Raw genomic sequence first — 18,821 nt, 5'->3', positions numbered from 1 at the left:
GATGATGGTTGACGTGGGCGTCATCGATCACCCCCCTAAACGCGGCGAGTTGCGTATCTACCTCGGCGCTGCTCCGGGCGTCGGCAAGACCTACGCGATGCTCGGTGAGGCGCATCGCCGGCTGGAGCGCGGGACCGATGTGGTGGCGGGCGTCGTCGAAACTCACGGCCGATCGAAAACCGCTGAGCTGCTTGAGGGCATCGAGTTCATTCCACCGCGCTACATCGAATACCGCGGCGGCACCTTCGCCGAACTCGACGTGCCTGCGGTGCTGGAGCGCCGACCTCAGGTCGTCCTCGTCGACGAACTCGCTCACACCAACACACCGGGTAGCAAGAACGCCAAGCGCTGGCAGGATGTCGAGGAACTGCTCGACGCCGGAATCACCGTGATCTCCACGGTCAACGTGCAACACCTGGAAAGCCTCAACGACGTCGTCGCCCAGATCACCGGCATCGAACAGAAAGAGACCATACCCGACTCGGTCGTGCGGCAGGCCGCACAGGTCGAACTCATCGACATCACGCCGGAGGCACTGCGCCGCAGGCTTTCTCACGGGAACGTCTACACGCCGGAGCGGATCGATGCGGCGCTGTCGAATTACTTCCGCCGTGGAAACCTCACCGCATTAAGGGAATTGGCGCTGCTATGGCTGGCCGACCAGGTCGATACCGCGCTGGCGAAATATCGCGCGGAGAACAAGATCACCGACATGTGGGAGGCCCGCGAACGAGTCGTGGTGGCGGTCACCGGTGGCCCGGAATCGGAGACGCTGGTGCGCCGGGCATCCCGGATCGCCTCGAAGTCCAGCGCCGAGTTGATGGTGGTGCACGTCATCCGCGGTGACGGACTGGCCGGCCTGTCGGAGTCCCGGATGGCCAAGATTCGAGAGTTGGCGAGCAGCCTGGACGCGTCCCTGCACACCGTGGTCGGCGACGATGTGCCCACGGCCCTACTCGATTTCGCCCGCGAGATGAACGCCACCCAGCTGGTGATCGGCACCTCCCGGCGGTCGCGGTGGGCGCGTATCTTCGAGGAGGGGATCGGCGCGACGGTCGTCGAGCGGTCCGCAAAGATCGACGTGCATCTGGTGACCCACGAGGAATCCAAACGCGGCTTCCGCGCGGCATCGCTCGCGCCCCGCGAGCGGCGGGTGGCGTCGTGGCTGGCGGCTTTCATCGTGCCGTCGGTCATCTGCGCGATCACCGTGACGACGCTCGACCCGTATCTGGATACCGGTGGTGAGAGCGCGCTGTTCTTCGTCGGGGTGCTACTGGTCGGGCTGTTGGGAGGTATTGCGCCCGCGGCACTTTCGGCGGTGCTGTCCGGGCTGTTGCTGAACTATTTCCTGATCGCACCGCGGCACAGCTTCACCATCGCCGAACCCAACAGCGCCATTACCGAATTGGTGCTGCTGCTCATCGCGGTCGCCGTGGCGGTGCTGGTCGACTTCGCGGCCAAACGCACCCGGGAAGCCCGCCGCGCTTCGCAGGAGGCGGAGCTGCTCACCCTGTTCGCGGGTTCGGTGCTGCGCGGCGCCGATCTGGAAACGCTGCTCGAACGAGTGCGAGAGACGTACGCGCAGCGGGCGGTCAGCATGCTGCGAGAGCCCGGTGAGGAGGCGCGCACCAGCGGCAAGAAGAGTGACGTCGTCGCCTGTGTGGGCCGCGATCCCTGTGTCACCATCGATTCCGCCGACACCGCGATCGAGGTCGGCGACGATGAGTTCTGGATGCTGCTGGCGGGCAGAAAGCTCTCCGCGCGTGACCGGCGGGTGCTCAGCGCGGTGGCCAAGCAGGCCGTGGGGCTGATCCGGCAGCGCGAGCTGGCCGAGGAGGCCAGCCGTGCCGAGGCGATCGTCCGGGCCGACGAACTGCGACGCTCCCTGCTGTCGGCGGTCAGCCACGACCTGCGTACCCCGCTGGCGGCGGCCAAGGTCGCCGTCTCCAGCCTGCGCGCCGAGGACGTCGCCTTCTCCCCCGCCGACACCGCCGAATTGCTGGCCACCATCGAGGAGTCGATCGATCAGCTGACCGCGCTGGTCGGAAACCTGCTCGACTCATCGCGGTTGGCCGCCGGGGTGATCCACCCGGATCTACGCCGGGTGTATCTGGAGGAGGCCGTGCAGCGGGCTCTGGTCAGCATCGGCAAGGGTGCTACCGGTTTCTTCCGGTCCGCCATCGACCGGGTCAAGGTCGACGTGGCTGACGCGATGGTGATGGCCGACGCCGGGCTGCTGGAACGCGTGCTGGCCAACCTGATCGACAACGCGCTGCGCTACGCGCCCGACTGCGTGGTCCGCGTCAACGCCGGGCGGGTGGGTGATCGCGTGCTGATCAACGTGATCGACGAGGGCCCCGGGATCCCGCACGGCGCCGAGGAACAGATCTTCGGGGCGTTTCAGCGACTCGGCGATCAGGACAACACCATCGGCGTCGGCCTGGGAATGTCGGTGGCGCGCGGCTTCGTCGAAGCGATGGGCGGGACAATTGCGGCGACCGACACCCCGGGAGGCGGGCTGACCGTGATCGTGGATATGGCTGCGCCGCAGGCGATGGACACGGTATGACGCGGGTTTTGGTGATCGACGACGAACCGCAGATCCTGCGTGCGCTGCGCATCAACCTGACCGTACGGGGCTACGAGGTGATCACCGCGTCCAGCGGGGCCGGCGCGTTGCGCGCGGCCGCCGAGCACAAGCCCGACGTGGTGATCCTCGACCTCGGCCTGCCTGACATCTCCGGCATCGATGTGCTGGCCGGCCTGCGCGGGTGGCTCACCGCGCCGGTGATCGTGTTGTCGGCACGCACCGACTCGTCGGACAAAGTCGAGGCGCTGGACGCCGGTGCCGACGACTATGTGACCAAACCCTTTGGGATGGACGAGTTCTTGGCCCGGCTGCGTGCGGCGGTGCGCCGCAACACCGCCGCGTCCGAACTGGAGCAACCGGTCATCGAGACCGAATCGTTCACCGTCGACCTGGCCGCCAAGAAGGTCACCAGGAACGGCGCCGAAGTCCACCTCACCCCGACCGAGTGGGGAATGCTCGAGGTCCTGGTCCGCAACCGCGGCAAGCTGGTCGGCCGCGAGGAACTCCTCAAAGAGGTGTGGGGCCCGGCGTACGCCACCGAAACGCATTACCTGCGTGTGTATCTCGCGCAGCTGCGCCGCAAACTCGAGAACGACCCGTCGCATCCCAAACACCTGCTGACCGAGTCGGGCATGGGGTACCGGTTCGAGGCGTGAGCCTCGCGGAGCGGGCCGTCGAGCGTGCGCTCATGGCGTGAATTTGGTGAAATCTCCGCCCTCACAGCACACGCAAAGCCCTGGACGCACACTCAACCGGCGATGGACAACACGATGCCGTCCAGGATGTCGTGCTCGCTGACCGTCAGCTCGTCGATGCCGGCACGGGCGCGCAACTCGCGCGCCAACTCCTCGACCACGATCGCGCCCCCGCCGATCACGTCGGCTCGACCCTCATGCATCGGCGGCAGGGCCGCGCGCTCGGCGCGGGTCATGCCGATCAGCCGTTCGCACACCGCCAGCAGATCGTCTCCGGCGACGCGCGAAAGATGAATGGCCGCAGGGTCATAGGCCGTCAAGTTGTGGGCCAGCGCGGACAGCGTCGTCATCGTCCCGGCCAACCCGACCCAGGTCTTCGCCCCCTCGACAGGCACCACGCCGAACGCGACCTCGAGCCGTTCGCGCACCACCTGGCGCGCCGCGGCGACCTCCTCGGGCGTCGGCGGGTCCGAGTGCAAGCAGCGTTCGGTCAGCCGCACGCAGCCGATGTCGGCCGAGTGACTCGCCACCACCGCATCACCGCCGAATACTATTTCGGTGGAGCCACCACCGAGGTCAACGACGACGAAAGGACCTGCAGCACTGTCCAATTCACCGACCGCGCCGCGGAACGAGAGCTCGGCCTCTTCGGCGCCGGTGATCACCTCCGCCACCGCCCCAGGCGACACCGCACCCAACACGTCGGCGGTCATCGCAAAAAAGGCATCGCGGTTGGCGACATCGCGGGCGGCCGATGTCGCCACCATCCGCACCCGCCGTGCACCGTGCTCTTTGATCAACGCCGCGTAATCGGTGAGCGCCGCGCGGGTACGGGCTATCGCTTCCGCCGCGAATTCACCGGTGGCGTCCACACCTTGGCCCAGCCGCACGATCCGCGTCTCCCGGTGCACATCGCGTAGCCGGCCACCGTCGAAGTCGGCGATCAGCAACCGGATCGAGTTGGTACCGCAGTCGATTCCCGCGAGCCTGCCGTTCACCATTGGCCGGCCACCAGAATGCCGGACATGGCGGGCTCGTCGGCCAGGATAGCCAGTGCCTCGTCGCCGAACGGGTTCACGCCGGGACCCTTGGCCAGCGAATGGGCGATCAGCACGTGCAGACACTTGACGCGGTCGGGCATTCCGCCGCCGGAGAACGTGGTCCCCAACGGTTCGATCGCGTCGCGTTCGGCCAGGTAGGACTCGTGGGCACGCCGGTACGCGGCCGCCAATGCCTGGTCCTGGTTTAGCCGCTCGGTCATCTCGCGCATCAGTCCCGTGGTCTCCAGTCTGCTGGCGGCTGCCGTCAGCGCCGGATGGGTCAGGTAGTACAACGTGGGAAACGGAGTGCCGTCAGGCAGTTTCGGTGCTGTCTTCACCACGCCGGGCTCACCATTGGGACAACGGTAGGCGATCTCGAGTACCCCGCGCGGCTCGCGCCCGAGCTGGCGCGCCACCGCTTCCAGGTCGGCACGATCAGCCACCGGGACCCGCGGGGTTCGGTGCGGGCGCCGGACCGGGTGATCCCGGTTCGGCCGGAGGGGGCGGGGGCACCGGCGAATTGGCCGGCGGCAGGTGCGGGGCGTCGGCAATGGTGTGCCACAGCGACGTGTACCACGGGTCGCCGTTGGCGGGCTTCGCCGACGGGGACCCGGGCTGCGTGGGCTCGGCCGCCGACGGTGGCAGCTGCACCTGGAACGGGATGTCTCCGGGCTTGACGAAGCCGAGCCGCTCGCGGGCCTGCGCCGCAATGTAGGCCGGGTCAGCGAGTTTGGCCTTCTGCTGTTCTAACTCCGCGACCTGGCGGCGCAGCGCCGCCTCGCTGGCGGCCAGCTGATTCATCTCGGTGCGCTGAGCGAAGTAGGTGCGCACCGGTCCGGCGATGGTCAACGTCAGCACGCAGATCACCGCCGCCAGCACCGCGGCGCGGCGGGCGGTGAACCCCAGCCGTTGCTCGGAGCGCTGCTCAACCGATTCGGCGGCTTGACGGGTGATGGGCTCGACGACATGCTCGTGCTGCGTTCGGGTGGTGGTCCGGCCGGGCTGGTTCGCCGTGGGAGACGTTCGCGAAGACGGCTTGGCGGACGGCTTGGCCGTGCGACGGCCCCGGCCCGAATCGCCGGCCTTCCCCGGACGCGATGCCGGGGAGCGCCGTTTCGAATCGGGCCGTTGCGCGTCAGCCATGTCAGCCGTTGAGCGTCAAGCTATTTCGACTCCACAGCGTATCGCGGGAAGGCCAGGTCGCCGGCGTAGCGGGCGGCGTCACCGAGCGCCTCTTCGATCCGCAGCAGCTGGTTGTACTTGGCGACGCGTTCGCTGCGGGCCGGTGCGCCCGTCTTGATCTGACCGCTGCCGACGGCGACCGCCAGGTCGGCGATCGTGGTGTCCTCGGTCTCGCCGCTGCGATGACTCATCATCGTCCGATAGCCACTGTGGTGGGCGAGCGCGACGGCGTCCAGCGTCTCGGTCAGCGTGCCGATCTGATTCACCTTGACCAGCAAGGCGTTTGCCACACCCTTGTCGATACCCTCTTCCAGGCGCTCCGGGTTGGTGACGAAGATGTCGTCGCCGACCAGCTGGACCCGGTCACCGATCGACGCGGTCAAAGTCGCCCAGCCGTCCCAATCGTCTTCGGACAGCGGGTCTTCGATGGACACCAGCGGGTACGAGCCCAGCAAGCCGGCGTAGAAGTCCGCCATCTGCTCGGCGGTGCGCGTGGCGCCCTCGAACTTGTAACCGCTTCCCTCGGTGAAGAACTCGGTGGCCGCCGCGTCCAGGGCCAGCGCCACGTCGGCGCCGGGCTTGAAACCGGCCGACTCGATGGCCCGGCTGATCAGATCCAACGCCGCGGTGGTCCCCGCCACGTCGGGGGCGAAGCCGCCCTCGTCGCCCAGGCCCGTGCTCAGGCCCTCCTTCTTGAGCACCGACTTCAGCGCGTGATACACCTCGGCGCCCCAGCGCAACGCCTCGGCGAAGCTGGGCGCTCCGATCGGCGCGACCATGAACTCCTGGATGTCGACGGCGGTGTCGGCGTGCGCGCCGCCGTTGAGGATGTTCATCATCGGCACCGGCAGGATGTGGGCGTTCGGGCCGCCGAGGTAGCGGAACAGCGGCAGTGCGGCGGAATCGGCGGCGGCCTTGGCGACGGCCAGGGACACGCCCAGGATCGCGTTGCCGCCCAGCCTGGACTTGTCGGGGGTGCCGTCCAGATCAAGCAGCGCCTGGTCCACCAGCCGCTGATCGTCGGCGTTCAGGCCGATCACCGCCGGACCGATCTCGTCCAGCACGGCCTGCACCGCCTTCTGCACGCCCTTGCCACCGTAGCGCTCGCCCCCGTCGCGAAGCTCGACGGCCTCGTGCTCGCCCGTCGACGCGCCGGACGGCACCGCCGCGCGGGCAAACGTTCCGTCGATCAGGGCTATCTCGACCTCGACTGTCGGGTTACCGCGGGAATCGAGGATCTCGCGGGCCCCGACCTGCTCGATAATCGGCACTGAGTTCTCCTTGCGTCTTCGCCGGTGCGTGCTTTCGCCGGTCAGCGATACATCCTGCTACAGCGGGTGGCCTTTCGCGTAGGCGGTCGCCCAATCCCGGACCGCCCGGGCGTAGACGCCGGAGTTGTTGTAGGCGCGCAGTGCGGTGATCCAGCCGCGTGGGGTTGCGAGATCCTTTCCACGCCAACACAGATAACCGGCGGCGGCGAGCGCGGCGTCGTCGATGTTGTCGGGGCTGACGCGGCCGTCGTTGTGAGCGTCGACACCATAGAGCCGCCACGTCTCCGGGATGAACTGCATCGGCCCCATGGCGCGCGTCACACCGTCCTCGTCCGTGACGTCCTCTTCCGTGTCGACGATGCGCAGCGTGCCGCCGCTGCCGTCCAGGCGGACACCCCGGATCGGGGGGCTCACATCGCCGTTGGGGGCCAACCGGGCGCCGCGGTAGGTGCCGTGATGGCTCTCGACCTGTCCGATGCCCGCCAGGGTGGTCCACGCGATGTGGCATTTGGGGTTCTCGACTTCGGCGACCCGGGCCGCGTAGGCGTAGGCCTCGAGCGCGATCACCGGGATCTCCAAACCCGGTGCCCGTTGCTGCGCCCATTCCCGTAACTGATCCGCGGGCCGACCGCTGGCATGAGTGTTGACCGGCGGCACCGGATCCCCGGCCGGTGGCGGCACGCCGTCGGGGATGAACAGGCTGAGCTGCCAGGTACAACTGGAGGCCAGAACGATCGCGGTCGCGCCGATCACGGCGGCCGCGCGCATCCAACGCCTCGGCGACACCATGCTTTCCTGAGCTCCCCTAAACTCGCCTGCACCAACTTCCGCCACACCATCGTCCCATGTGTTCGGGAACTACCCGGTTGCCTCGGGCCTCGGCGCACCGACATATCGTCGGTTTCAGCTAATCCCTGGTTAGCTGAAGGTCGCTTCGGCTAGCGCGGTCAGACCTAGGCCGACCACGGGGATTCGCAACCTCATCGGCGATATTACCGAGCGACACACGACAAATCGGGCAAACATTCCGGCAATCGCTCGCGTCGGAGCCCAAAAGTGGGAAATAACGCGCGGCAGTGCCGCCGTTCCGGCGCGGCAGTGCCGCCGTTCCGGCGCTGCGGGCCGGTCAGGCGTCGTCGGCGGCGACGTTGGCGGCGGATTCCGCTTCGACCAAGTCGGCGATCGGGCCGGCCTCGCCGTCGGTCTCGGGCTCCGGATCGCGCGGCCGGTCGTGGACCGCCGGCGCCCCGGCCGGCCAGTGCTCGCGCCACTCGTCCGCGGAGATCTCGCCGAGCGGCGCGACGTCGAACTCCTCGGGAACCCCGGTGCCGCGGCGTGCGGCCGAGATCGACCGCTCCACTTCGCGAACCGTTTCCACGAAGTCCAGAACGGCGGAGCGCAGCGCACTTTCGGCATCGACGTCGGCCGACACCGACACCGAGGTGATCGCCTCGGGGATCAGATCGGGCGGCAGGCCGGCCTTGCCCGCGCGCGCAATGACCTTCTGGGCCAGCGCCAATGCGGGTTGCCCGGTGTGCACATCGTCCATCACCGATTTCCGCGGCTTCTCGGCGGCCTTCCGCTCTTCCCACTGGGCCAACTGCTCTTCGAGCGAAATGGATTGCCCGGCAAGCACTCCCGGTACCCGATTGCCGAGCTTGCGCATCAGGGTGGCGGCGACGTCGTCGATGGTGAAGGGGGACTGCGCAGCGTCCTCGGCGATGCGCGCGTGGAACAGCACCTGCAGCAGCACGTCGCCGAGCTCTTCGCGCAACTGGTCGGCGTTGCCGCTACCGACCGCGTCCAGCAGCTCGTAGGTCTCCTCCAGCAAGAATCTGCGCAGCGAGTCGTGGGTTTGCTCGCTCTCCCACGGCCCGGCGGTGCGCAGCTTGTCCATCATCGCCACCGCATCGACCAGCCGTTCACCGCGCGGCGTGTCGGGCGCCGAGATCAGCCGGGCGCCGGCCGCCAACCGGGCGACGACGGCGGGGTGGTCGGGGTCCGACGACAGCAGCACCGGGGCGTCCTCGCCGGAGTGCACCGGGCGCGCCGCGGGCAGTGACCAGGGCACCGCGACGGGCATCTCTTCGGTGTATTGCACCTCGCCGGACAGGTGCTCGATGGCCTCGACGGGCACCAGCGAGGGACGGCGGGGGTCGAACAAGACGACGATCACGGGCGCCCCTCCTCTTCATCGCGTCGTCCCCCGCAAGCGGGTGGGGCCACCCCCAGCCGCACCGCGGCGAGGGGGCCTACCCCCACTGCATCGTCGCGGGCGGGGATCACGCCTGCCGCTCCTCACTTGCCATCGACGCAGGTAGTTCACTGGTTATACCAATGTCTGTCTGCGGTTTGCCCTGCAGTGCCGTCACCAGGTTGGCCACCATCTGCACCAGCTCGACATCGCGCAGCCGCGGCGCGCCCACCCCGCCGTCCCGCGGGATGGGAACCTGCACGGTGGACGTCGTGGCGCGGTAGCTCGCGGCCGGATACATCCGCTTGAGCCGCACCTGAGCCGAATCCGGCAGCGTCATCGGCGAGATCCGCACGGTCGACGCCGACGGCGCCGACACCTCGGTGATGCCGGCGGTGCGGCACAACAGCCGCAGTCGCGCCACCGCCACCAGCCGCAGGGCCGGTTCGGGCAGCGCCCCGTACCGGTCGATGAGCTCCTCGACGACCGCGTCGATCTCGCCGTCGGAGGCCGCGGCGGCCAGCCGCCGGTAGCCCTCCAGCCGCAGCCGGTCGCTGGCGATGTAGTCCGGCGGCAGGTGCGCATCGACCGGCAGGTCGATCCGCACGTCCTTGGGCTCCTCGGCGGTCGTGACGGTCTGGCCGTCGGCGGCCGCCCGGTAGGCCTCCACCGCCTCGCCCACCAACCGGACATACAGGTCGAAGCCGACCCCGGCGACGTGCCCGGACTGCTCGACGCCGAGCACGTTGCCGGCGCCGCGGATTTCGAGGTCTTTCATCGCGACGGCCATACCCGCGCCCAGCTCGTTGTTCTGCGCGATGGTGGCCAGCCTGTCGTAGGCCGTCTCGGTCAGCGGCGAGTGCGGCGGATACAGGAAGTAGGCGTAGCCGCGCTCACGGCTGCGGCCGACGCGGCCGCGTAGCTGGTGCAGCTGGGACAGGCCGAAGGTGTCGGCGCGCTCGACGATCAGCGTGTTGGCGTTGGAGATGTCCAGCCCGGTCTCCACGATCGTGGTGCACACCAGGATGTCGTATTCGCGGTTCCAGAATCCTTGCACCGTGCGTTCCAGCCGTTCCTCGGGCATCTGCCCGTGCGCCACGGCCACCCGCGCCTCGGGCACCAACTCCCGGATCCGGGCCGCCGTCCGGTCGATCGAGCTGACCCGGTTGTGCACGTAGAACACCTGCCCGTCGCGCAGCAGCTCGCGGCGCAGGGCGGCCGCCACCTGCTTGTCGTCGTGCGGGCCGACGTAGGTCAGCACCGGATACCGCTCTTCGGGCGGTGTCAGGATCGTCGACATCTCGCGGATGCCGGCCAGGCTCATCTCCAGCGTCCGCGGGATAGGGGTGGCGCTCATGGTCAGCACGTCGACGTGGGTGCGCAGCGACTTGATGTGCTCCTTGTGCTCGACACCGAACCGCTGCTCCTCGTCGACCACCACCAGGCCGAGGTCCTTCCAGCGCACCCCGGTCTGCAGCAGCCGGTGCGTGCCGATCACCACGTCCACCGATCCGTCGGCCATGCCCTCGACCACGGCCTTGGATTCCGCCGGATCGGTGAACCGGGACAGGCCTTTGACGGTCACCGGGAACCCGGCCATCCGGTCGGTGAAGGTCTGCAGATGCTGGTCGGCCAGCAACGTGGTGGGCACCAGCACGGCCACCTGTTTGCCGTCCTGGATCGCCTTGAACGCCGCCCGCACCGCGATCTCGGTCTTGCCGTAGCCGACGTCGCCGCAGATCACCCGGTCCATCGGGATGGGCTTTTCCATGTCGGACTTGACCTCGGTGATCGCGGTGAGCTGGTCAACGGTCTCGGTGTAGCCGAACGCATCTTCCATCTCGGCCTGCCAGGGGGTGTCCGGCCCGAACGCGTGCCCGGGGCTGGCCTGCCGCTTGGCGTACAGCGCGACGAGCTCGCCGGCGATCTCCCGCACCGCGCGGCGGGCCTTGGTCTTGGTGTTGGTCCAGTCACTGCCGCCCAGCTTGCTCAGCGCGGGCGCCTGCCCGCCGACGTACCGCGACAGCTGATCCAGCGAATCCATCGGCACATACAGCTTGTCGGAACCGCCGCCGCGCTTGCTCGAGGCGTATTCGAGCACCAGGTACTCGCGGCGGGCACCGCCGACGGTGCGCTCGACCATCTCCACGAACCGGCCGATGCCGTGCTGATCGTGCACCACCAGATCGCCGGCGGTCAGCGCCAGCGGATCGACGGTGTTGCGCCGCTTGGCGGCAAGGCGCTTGCCCTCGACGGCCGTCACCCGGCTGCCGGTCAGGTCGGTCTCGGTGATCACCACCAGCGTGGCGCCGGGGATGATGACGCCGTCGTGCAGCGGCCCCTTGAGCACACCGACCACGCCGGCCTTGGGTGTGGCACCCGATTCGAGCATGGCCGCAGGGGTGTCGCATTCGGCCAGCCGTTCCACCACGCGATGCGCGGTGCCGGCGCCGGGCGCGACGACGACGGCGTAGCCACCGGTGCTGACGTGCGCGCGCAGCATCGCGAAGATGCCGTCGATGTCGTGCTGATGCCCCCGGGCCGACGGGGCCGCCCGGATATCGAGTTCCACGGCCGACTCGTCGGACAGCTGGCTCAGCGTCCACCACGGGTGCCCGGCGCCCACCGCCGCGGCCCGCACCTCGTCGAGTTCGGCGAATCCCGATCCGCCGAACTGCGCGACGTCGACCGGGGCGTCGGTACCCAACGCGGCGACCGACCACGACGCTTCGAGAAATTCGCTGCCGGTTTTGATCAGGTCGGCGGCCCGGGTGCGGACCTTTTCCGGGTCACACAGCAAGACCGGTGTGCCCTCCGCCAATTGATCGGTCAGCAGCACGTGCTCGCCGGGCCGAAGCACCGGCAGCAGCGCCTCCATGCCGTCGACCGTGATGCCCTCGCCGATCTTGGCCAGCATGTCGGTGACACTGCCGGTGATGGCGGGCTCGGTGCTGCGGTGCCGGGCGGCCAGCTCGGCGGCCCGCTCCCGCACCTCATCGGTGAGCAACAGTTCACGACAGGCGACCGCGATCACGGTGTCGACCTCGATCTCCGGGATCGAACGCTGATCGGCGACCGAGAACATCCGCATCTCGCTGACCTCGTCGCCCCAGAACTCGATGCGCACCGGGTGCTCGGCGGTCGGCGGGAAGACGTCGAGAATCCCGCCGCGCACGGCGAATTCGCCGCGCCGGCCGACCATGTCGACCCGGGTGTAGGCCAACTCGGCGAGCCGGGTGATGACGCCCTCGAACTCGATTTCCGCACCGACGCTCAACGTGACCGGCTCCACGAGCCCCAACTGCGGCGTCATCGGCTGCAGCAGCGAGCGGACCGCGGTCACCACCACCTGCAGGGGCGGACCCAGCCGTGCGTCGTCGGGATGGGCCAACCGGCGCAGCACCGTCAAACGGGCGCCGACGGTGTCCACGCCGGGCGAAAGTCGCTCGTGCGGCAGCGTCTCCCAGGACGGGAAGACCGCGACGGCATCGCCGAAGACGCCGCGCAATTCAGCGGTCAAGTCGTCGGCTTCGCGCCCGGTCGCGGTGACTACCAGCAGAGGACCCAACCGCGCCAGCGCACTGGCCACGAAGAGCCGTGCGCTGGCTGGACCCACCAGGCTCAACTCGGCCGGCGAAGCGGCCGCGCTGTCGATCAGCTGCTGGAAGGTCGGCGCGGTGAGCGCCAATTCAACGAGCCCCGCGATCGGGGTTTCTGGGCGAGCAGCCCCCGGTGCGGTCATGATGAATTCCATTCTAGGGGCCCTCCGTGACAGGGCCGGACACACCGAACCACGTCAAGATCGAGCTCGCCGCCGTCAAGGGATCGTAAGAAAAGCACCACCGGATTACCCGCGGGCGCACGTTGAATTCATGACATTGCTGGACATCTTGCCGTCTCTGGGTCAGGCGGCTCCCCCGCGTTTCGATCCCGCGATCTGGCCAGTGACCGCGCATCCCGACGAGGAGGGCAGGCTGTGCGTCGGCGGAGTACCACTGGCCGATATCGCCGACGAGTTTCACACCCCGGCCTACGTGATCGACGAGACCGACTTCCGCCATCGCGCCCGCCGCTACCGCCGCACGCTGCGCGGCGTCGACGTCGTTTACGCCGGAAAGTCGCTACTGAGCACCGCGGTGGCCCGCTGGGCCCGCGAAGAGGGCCTCGGCGTCGACGTCTGCTCCAGCGGCGAGCTGGCCGTCGCCCTTGCCGGTGGAGTCGACCCGGCGCGCATCGTCATGCACGGCAACGCGAAATCGCCGGACGAGCTGCGCGAAGCGGTGCGCGTCGGCGTGGGACGCATCGTGCTGGACTCCGGCATCGAAATCGCCTACCTCGCCGGCCTGGCGCAACGCCGGCAACAGGTGCTCATCCGGGTCACCCCCGACATCGACATCCACGGCCATCGCGCCGTCACCACCGGTGTCAGCGACCAGAAGTTCGGATTCACGCTGCACGGCGACCGGGCCGACGTCGCCGCCCAGCGGGTGCTGTCGCATCCCATCCTCGATCTGGTCGGCCTGCACTGCCATATCGGTTCGCAGGTCACCGACCCCGCCCTGTACGGGGAGGCGATCCGCCGGATGATCGCCGCGATGGCCGACATCCGCTCCCGGCACGGCGTCATCCTCACCGAGCTGAACATCGGCGGCGGCCATGCCATCCCGTATGTCCCCGGCGATCGCGAGCTGGACCTCGACCAGCTGGCCGACGTCATCGAGGACGCACTCGATGAGGCCTGTGCCGCTGAGCATTTCCCGCGGCCGCAGATCGTGGTGGAACCCGGGCGGGCCATTTGCGGCCGGGCCGGCGTGACGGTGTACCGGGTGTGCTCGATCAAAACCCAGCCGGGTGGGCGCACCTTCGTCGCGGTCGACGGCGGCATGAGCGATAACCCGCGGGTGTCGCTGTATGGCGCCCGCTACACGGCCGCGCTGGCCAACCGGCATTCGATGGGACTCAAGCAGCGGGTCACGGTGGTCGGCCGGCATTGCGAGGCGGGCGACGAGATCGCCCGCGACATCGACCTTCCCGCGGACCTGCACCCCGGCGACCTGCTGGCCGTGGCCTGCACCGGCGCCTACCACCACAGTATGGCGTCGAACTACAACATGGTCGGCCGCCCCGCGCTGGTGGCGGTCAAGGATGGACGGGCCCGCGAACTGGTTCGCCGGGAGACGGTCGCCGACCTGCTGGCCCGCGACCGCGGGTGACCCGCGCCGCGTCGGCCGCCGAGCGTAAGCGCACTGCGGAAAATCCCGCCGAAAATCGCAGTGCGCTTACGCTCGCGAGCCGCGCCGGCTACTCGTCCCGCAGGCGGGGGTCGGCCTCCAGGTGGGTCAGCCCGTTCCACATCAGGTTCACCAGGTGCGCGGCCACCACTTCCTTCTTGGGCTCGCGGGTGTCCAGCCACCATTGCGCCGTCATCGACACCGAGCCGACGAGCGCCTGCGCGTACAGCGGCGCCAGCCCGGGATCCAGGCCGCGACGGGAGAAGTCGCCGGCCAGGATGGAACTGACCTGGTTGACGGCGTCGTTGAGCAGGCTGGAGTAGGTGCCCGAGCTGATCGCGGCCGGCGAGTCGCGGATCATGATCCGGAAGCCGTCGGTGCGCTCTTCGACGTAGGTGAGCAGCGCCAGCGCGACCCGTTCGACCCGCACCCGGGACCGGTTGTTGGTCAGCGACGACGTGATGCCGTCCAGCAGCGCCGACATCTCGCGGTCGACGACGACGGCGTACAAGCCTTCCTTGCCGCCGAAATGCTCGTAGACGACCGGCTTGGACACGTTGGCGCGCAGCGCGATCTCCTCGATCGAGGTGCCCTCGTAGCCGCGTTCGGCGAACAGCGTGCGGGCGATGCCGACGAGCTGTTGGCGACGCTCGGTGCCGGTCATCCGCGCACGCGGCGCCCGCGCTTCCTTCTCTACCTTGTCCGGGTCACGATCCAGCACGGCCACGTCAATCAGCGTATCGGTCCACAGCCGACAAGCGGCCCGCATCGACGTCGGACTAAAGTCTTCTTGGCGCGGTCGGTCTCAGCCCGCCGCTCGCCGTGGGTCAGCGATCCGTCGTGGTGTAATCGGCAGCACCTCTGATTTTGGTTCAGATAGTTCAGGTTCGAGTCCTGGCGACGGAGCTTCAATTGCCAGTTGCGATATCCCATCGTTTTTTGCCTTCACCGCAGCCGAAGTGACACGCTTGACGGCGTGTCGGCGCTTCCGCGCGCAGCCCGCGCGGGACAAACCCGAAGAGGAGGGTTGATGTCGTCTCCTGGTGATACCGCGGTCCTGGTGCTGGCGGCCGGACCCGGCACCCGGATGCGGTCGGACACCCCGAAAGTCCTGCACACCATCGGCGGGCGCAGCATGTTGTCCCATCTGCTGCATGCGGTCGCCAAGGTGGCGCCGCAGCACCTGGCCGTCGTTCTCGGCCACGACCACGAGCGGATCGCACCGCTGGTTGCCGACTGGGCCGACGCGCTGGGACGTCCCATCGTCGTGGCGCTGCAGGACCGGCCGCGCGGCACCGGCGACGCCGTGCTGTGCGGCCTGTCCGCACTGCCGCCCGACTACGCCGGGGTCGTGGTCGTCACTTCGGGCGACACCCCGCTGCTCGACGCCGACACGCTGGCCGACCTGATCGCCGCCCACACCGCGGCGGGGTCGCGTCAGGGGGCCGCGGTCACGGTGCTGACCACCACGGTGAACGACCCCAGCGGCTACGGCCGGATCCTGCGCACCCAGGACAACGAGGTCATGGCGATCGTGGAACACGCCGACGCCACGTCCTCGCAACGCGAGATCCGTGAGGTCAACGCCGGCGTCTACGCCTTCGACATCGCGGCGCTGCGCTCGGCGCTGAACCGGTTGAGCTCCGACAACGCCCAGCAGGAGCTCTACCTGACCGACGTCATCGCCATCCTGCGCGGCGACGGCCTGGCCATCCACGCCCGCCATGTCGACGACAGCGCGCTGGTGGCCGGCGTCAACAACCGCGTCCAGCTCGCGCAGCTGGGCGCCGAACTCAATCGCCGCCTCATCGCGGCCCACCAGCTGGCCGGCGTCACCATCGTCGACCCCGCCACCACCTGGATCGACGTCGACGTCAGCATCGGCCGCGACACCGTCGTCCAGCCGGGGACGCAGCTGCTCGGCCGCACTCAGGTCGGCAGTCACTGCGTCGTCGGCCCGGACACCACCCTGACCGACGTCAGCGTCGGCGACGGCGCCTCGGTGGTGCGCACTCACGGCACCGCGTCGTCGATCGGTGCCGGCGCGACCGTCGGGCCGTTCACCTACCTGCGGCCCGGCACGGTGCTGGGTGATGACGGCAAGCTCGGAGCCTTCGTCGAGACCAAGAACGCCACTATCGGCAAAGGCTCCAAAGTGCCGCACCTGACCTATGTCGGGGACGCCGACATCGGTGAACACAGCAATATCGGGGCGTCCAGCGTGTTCGTCAACTACGACGGCGAATCCAAGCGGCGGACCACCATCGGCTCGCACGTGCGCACCGGCTCGGACACCATGTTCGTGGCGCCGGTGACCGTCGGCGACGGTGCCTACACCGGCGCGGGCACGGTGGTCCGCAACGACGTCCCGCCCGGCACACTGGCGGTGTCCGCCGGTCCGCAGCGCAACATCGAGGGCTGGGTGCACCGCAAACGCCCCGGCAGCGCGGCCGCTCAAGCGGCCGAGGCCGCCCAGAAAGCCGCAGCTCAGAGCGCCCCCCAGGTCTCCAAGGCCGGCCCCTCCGCAGACGCCGAACCGACACCGTGAATTTGCTAGCTGGCAACCCGGCCACCTTTCCGTACGATTCGCTTCGTACGATGGGGCCTTCCATCCCCCACCCCGATTTGGCGAGGGCAGTGCGTTGAGCCACGACTGGACCGATAACCGCAAAAACTTGATGCTCTTCTCCGGCCGTGCGCATCCCGAGCTGGCCGAGCAGGTGGCCAAAGAGCTCGACGTCCACGTCACCGCGCAGACCGCGCGGGAGTTCGCCAACGGTGAGATCTTCGTGCGGTTCCACGAATCGGTGCGCGGCTGCGACGCCTTCGTCCTGCAGTCGGCCCCGGCGCCGGTTAACCGCTGGCTGATGGAACAGCTGATCATGATCGACGCGCTCAAGCGGGGCAGCGCCAAGCGGATCACCGCGGTCATGCCGTTCTACCCGTATGCCCGGCAGGACAAGAAGCACCGCGGCCGCGAGCCGATCTCTGCTCGGCTGGTCGCCGACCTGCTCAAGACCGCGGGCGCGGACCGGATCGTCACCGTCGACCTGCACACCGACCAGATCCAGGGCTTCTTCGACGGACCCGTCGACCACATGCGCGGGCAGAACCTGCTGACCGGCTACATCCGGGACAACTACCCCGACGGCAACATGGTGGTCGTCTCACCCGACTCGGGGCGGGTGCGCATCGCCGAGAAGTGGGCCGACGCGCTGGGCGGCGTCCCGCTGGCCTTCATCCACAAGACCCGCGACCCGCGGGTGCCCAACCAGGTGGTGTCCAACCGCGTCGTCGGCGAGGTGGCCGGACGCACCTGCGTGCTGATCGACGACATGATCGACACCGGTGGCACCATCGCGGGCGCGGTGAAGCTGCTGCGCGACGAGGGTGCCGGCGACGTGATCATCGCGGCCACCCACGGTGTGCTCTCCGACCCGGCCGCCGAGAAGTTGGCCGCCTGCGGCGCCCGGGAAGTGATCGTGACGAACACCCTTCCGATCGGCGAGGAGAAGCGTTTCCCGCAGCTGACGGTCCTGTCCATCGCCCCACTGCTGGCCAGCACCATCCGCGCGGTCTTCGAAAACGGTTCGGTCACCGGACTTTTCGATGGAGACGCCTAGATGGCCGATTCCGTCATCTATCACAACCCCAAATGCAGCACCTCCCGTAAGACACTGGACTTGTTGCGCGACAGTGGTATTGAGCCCACGGTCGTCCAATATCTGAAGACCCCGCCGTCGCGCGACGAGCTGGTGAAGCTGATCCGCGATGCGGGTATCGACGTGCGCACCGCGGTCCGCAAGCGCGAGTCCCTGTATGGAGAGCTCAACCTCGCGGACGCCAGTGATGACCGGCTGCTCGACGCCATGGTCGAACACCCCATCCTCATCGAACGACCCTTCGTCGTCACGCCGAAGGGCACTCGGCTGGCCCGCCCGATCGACGCGGTCCGCGAGATTCTGTGAATCGGCTCGGCCGCCTCGTGGCCGCCGCCGCGACGGCGGCGTTCTGCGTGGGCGGCTGTGCACCGAAACCGCCTGACTATCAATCGATCTTGTCGACCACTCCGACGACAACCACCACGAAGGCGGCGGACAAACCCGTCCCACTGTCGCAGTATCTACAAAGCATCGGAGTGACCGGACAGCCGGTGGCACCGGGATCCCTGCCCGACCTGACGGTGTCGATACCGACACCGCCGGGCTGGTCGCAGTTCACCAGCCCGAACATCAGTCCGCAAACGCTGATCATCTCCCAGGGCGGCAAGTTCCCCACCGCGCGGCTGGTGGTGTTCAAGCTCAACGGCGACTTCGACCCGGCCCAGGTGATCAAGCACGGCAACGACGATGCGCAACTGTTCGAGAACTTCAAGCAGCTGGACGCCTCGGGCGCGCCCTACAACGGCTTTCCCTCGTCGATGATCCAGGGCAGCTACGACCTCGAAGGCGGCATGCGGCTGCACAGCTGGAACCGCATAGTCATTGCGACCGGATCACCGCCCGCCCACCAGCGTTATCTGGTGCAGCTGACCATCACCGGCTTCGCCAATCAGGCTGCCGCACAGTCACCGGACATCGACACGATCATTCACGGATTCGTGGTCGCGGCAAAGTGA

The 18,821-nt window shown here is 68.5% G+C and carries 15 protein-coding genes and 1 tRNA gene; 8 read left to right on the top strand and 8 right to left on the bottom strand.

The window, feature by feature from the left end; all coding sequences use genetic code 11:
* The first annotated feature begins 1 nt into the window (after nucleotide 1).
* Nucleotides 2-2,569, top strand: a complete 2,568-nt coding sequence (locus tag ACIUM1_RS20230; protein ID WP_406814359.1) for an ATP-binding protein — start codon at nucleotides 2-4, stop codon at nucleotides 2,567-2,569.
* Complete coding sequence (locus tag ACIUM1_RS20225) at nucleotides 2,566-3,246, top strand: response regulator (protein ID WP_406814358.1); 681 nt, start codon at nucleotides 2,566-2,568, stop codon at nucleotides 3,244-3,246. Before ACIUM1_RS20230 ends, ACIUM1_RS20225 begins: the two co-directional genes overlap by 4 nt.
* A 92-nt stretch (nucleotides 3,247-3,338) precedes the next feature.
* Here the strand turns inward: ACIUM1_RS20225 and ACIUM1_RS20220 are convergent, their stop codons facing one another.
* From ACIUM1_RS20220 to mfd, 7 genes are all read right to left on the bottom strand, one after another.
* Nucleotides 3,339-4,286, bottom strand: a complete 948-nt coding sequence (locus ACIUM1_RS20220) for an exopolyphosphatase (protein WP_406814357.1) — start codon at nucleotides 4,284-4,286, stop codon at nucleotides 3,339-3,341.
* Entirely contained in the window at nucleotides 4,280-4,768 is a 489-nt protein-coding gene (locus tag ACIUM1_RS20215; protein ID WP_406814356.1) for a DUF501 domain-containing protein, read from the bottom strand. The genes ACIUM1_RS20220 and ACIUM1_RS20215 overlap by 7 nt, the downstream gene beginning before the upstream one ends.
* Nucleotides 4,761-5,468 (bottom strand): septum formation initiator family protein, encoded by a 708-nt coding sequence (locus tag ACIUM1_RS20210; protein WP_406814355.1) that lies wholly within the window; start codon nucleotides 5,466-5,468, stop codon nucleotides 4,761-4,763. Before ACIUM1_RS20210 ends, ACIUM1_RS20215 begins: the two co-directional genes overlap by 8 nt.
* 20 nt (nucleotides 5,469-5,488) lie before the next feature.
* Nucleotides 5,489-6,778 carry a phosphopyruvate hydratase gene (gene eno, locus ACIUM1_RS20205; RefSeq protein ID WP_406814354.1) on the bottom strand — a complete coding sequence of 430 codons (1,290 nt, stop codon included), beginning with the start codon at nucleotides 6,776-6,778 and terminating at the stop codon, nucleotides 5,489-5,491.
* A 57-nt stretch (nucleotides 6,779-6,835) separates the two neighbouring features.
* Nucleotides 6,836-7,564: a lytic transglycosylase domain-containing protein gene (locus ACIUM1_RS20200; RefSeq protein WP_406814353.1), complete on the bottom strand. Its 729-nt coding sequence runs from the start codon at nucleotides 7,562-7,564 to the stop codon at nucleotides 6,836-6,838.
* 340 nt (nucleotides 7,565-7,904) lie between these two features.
* Entirely contained in the window at nucleotides 7,905-8,954 is a 1,050-nt protein-coding gene (locus tag ACIUM1_RS20195; protein WP_406814352.1) for a nucleoside triphosphate pyrophosphohydrolase, read from the bottom strand.
* A gap of 106 nt (nucleotides 8,955-9,060) precedes the next feature.
* Nucleotides 9,061-12,714, bottom strand: coding sequence for a transcription-repair coupling factor (gene mfd / locus ACIUM1_RS20190; RefSeq protein ID WP_406814351.1), 3,654 nt, complete (start codon nucleotides 12,712-12,714; stop codon nucleotides 9,061-9,063).
* A gap of 130 nt (nucleotides 12,715-12,844) precedes the next feature.
* Between mfd and lysA the strand changes: the two genes are divergently transcribed.
* The gene (gene lysA / locus ACIUM1_RS20185) at nucleotides 12,845-14,185 is read left to right on the top strand and encodes a diaminopimelate decarboxylase (RefSeq protein ID WP_406814350.1); all 1,341 of its coding nucleotides are present in this window, start codon (nucleotides 12,845-12,847) and stop codon (nucleotides 14,183-14,185) included.
* Between the two features lie 88 nt (nucleotides 14,186-14,273).
* On the opposite strand, the gene ACIUM1_RS20180 is transcribed toward lysA, so the two are convergent.
* The gene (locus ACIUM1_RS20180) at nucleotides 14,274-14,867 is read right to left on the bottom strand and encodes a TetR/AcrR family transcriptional regulator (RefSeq protein WP_406817774.1); all 594 of its coding nucleotides are present in this window, start codon (nucleotides 14,865-14,867) and stop codon (nucleotides 14,274-14,276) included.
* A gap of 170 nt (nucleotides 14,868-15,037) precedes the next feature.
* On the opposite strand from ACIUM1_RS20180, the gene ACIUM1_RS20175 reads away from it, so the two are divergent.
* From ACIUM1_RS20175 to ACIUM1_RS20155, 5 genes are all read left to right on the top strand, one after another.
* A tRNA-Gln gene (locus ACIUM1_RS20175) sits at nucleotides 15,038-15,109 on the top strand.
* 124 nt (nucleotides 15,110-15,233) lie between these two features.
* Nucleotides 15,234-16,751 (top strand): bifunctional UDP-N-acetylglucosamine diphosphorylase/glucosamine-1-phosphate N-acetyltransferase GlmU, encoded by a 1,518-nt coding sequence (glmU, locus tag ACIUM1_RS20170; RefSeq protein ID WP_406814349.1) that lies wholly within the window; start codon nucleotides 15,234-15,236, stop codon nucleotides 16,749-16,751.
* 94 nt (nucleotides 16,752-16,845) lie between these two features.
* Nucleotides 16,846-17,826, top strand: a complete 981-nt coding sequence (locus ACIUM1_RS20165) for a ribose-phosphate diphosphokinase (protein WP_406814348.1) — start codon at nucleotides 16,846-16,848, stop codon at nucleotides 17,824-17,826.
* Nucleotides 17,827-18,171 (top strand): arsenate reductase (glutaredoxin), encoded by a 345-nt coding sequence (gene arsC / locus ACIUM1_RS20160; protein ID WP_406814347.1) that lies wholly within the window; start codon nucleotides 17,827-17,829, stop codon nucleotides 18,169-18,171.
* Between the two features lie 17 nt (nucleotides 18,172-18,188).
* A complete protein-coding gene (locus ACIUM1_RS20155; RefSeq protein WP_406817773.1) occupies nucleotides 18,189-18,821 on the top strand; it encodes an LpqN/LpqT family lipoprotein in 633 nt (210 codons plus the stop codon).

Source organism: Mycobacterium sp. M23085 (assembly GCF_045343915.1).
In the GTDB taxonomy this organism is placed as follows: domain Bacteria; phylum Actinomycetota; class Actinomycetes; order Mycobacteriales; family Mycobacteriaceae; genus Mycobacterium.
Note: the sequence above shows the minus strand (reverse complement) of the source record. Positions and strands in the feature narration are given on the sequence as shown.

Excerpts from the sequence above, each read along its gene's own strand:
- ACIUM1_RS20220 (WP_406814357.1), bottom strand. The coding sequence starts at position 4,286 with ATGGTGAACGGCAGGCTCGCGGGAATCGACTGCGGTACCAACTCGATC.
- ACIUM1_RS20225 (WP_406814358.1), top strand. The coding sequence starts at position 2,566 with ATGACGCGGGTTTTGGTGATCGACGACGAACCGCAGATCCTGCGTGCG.
- mfd (WP_406814351.1), bottom strand. The coding sequence starts at position 12,714 with ATGACCGCACCGGGGGCTGCTCGCCCAGAAACCCCGATCGCGGGGCTC.
- glmU (WP_406814349.1), top strand. The coding sequence starts at position 15,234 with ATGTCGTCTCCTGGTGATACCGCGGTCCTGGTGCTGGCGGCCGGACCC.
- lysA (WP_406814350.1), top strand. The coding sequence starts at position 12,845 with ATGACATTGCTGGACATCTTGCCGTCTCTGGGTCAGGCGGCTCCCCCG.
- arsC (WP_406814347.1), top strand. The coding sequence starts at position 17,827 with ATGGCCGATTCCGTCATCTATCACAACCCCAAATGCAGCACCTCCCGT.
- ACIUM1_RS20210 (WP_406814355.1), bottom strand. The coding sequence starts at position 5,468 with ATGGCTGACGCGCAACGGCCCGATTCGAAACGGCGCTCCCCGGCATCG.
- ACIUM1_RS20180 (WP_406817774.1), bottom strand. The coding sequence starts at position 14,867 with ATGACCGGCACCGAGCGTCGCCAACAGCTCGTCGGCATCGCCCGCACG.
- ACIUM1_RS20230 (WP_406814359.1), top strand. The coding sequence starts at position 2 with ATGATGGTTGACGTGGGCGTCATCGATCACCCCCCTAAACGCGGCGAG.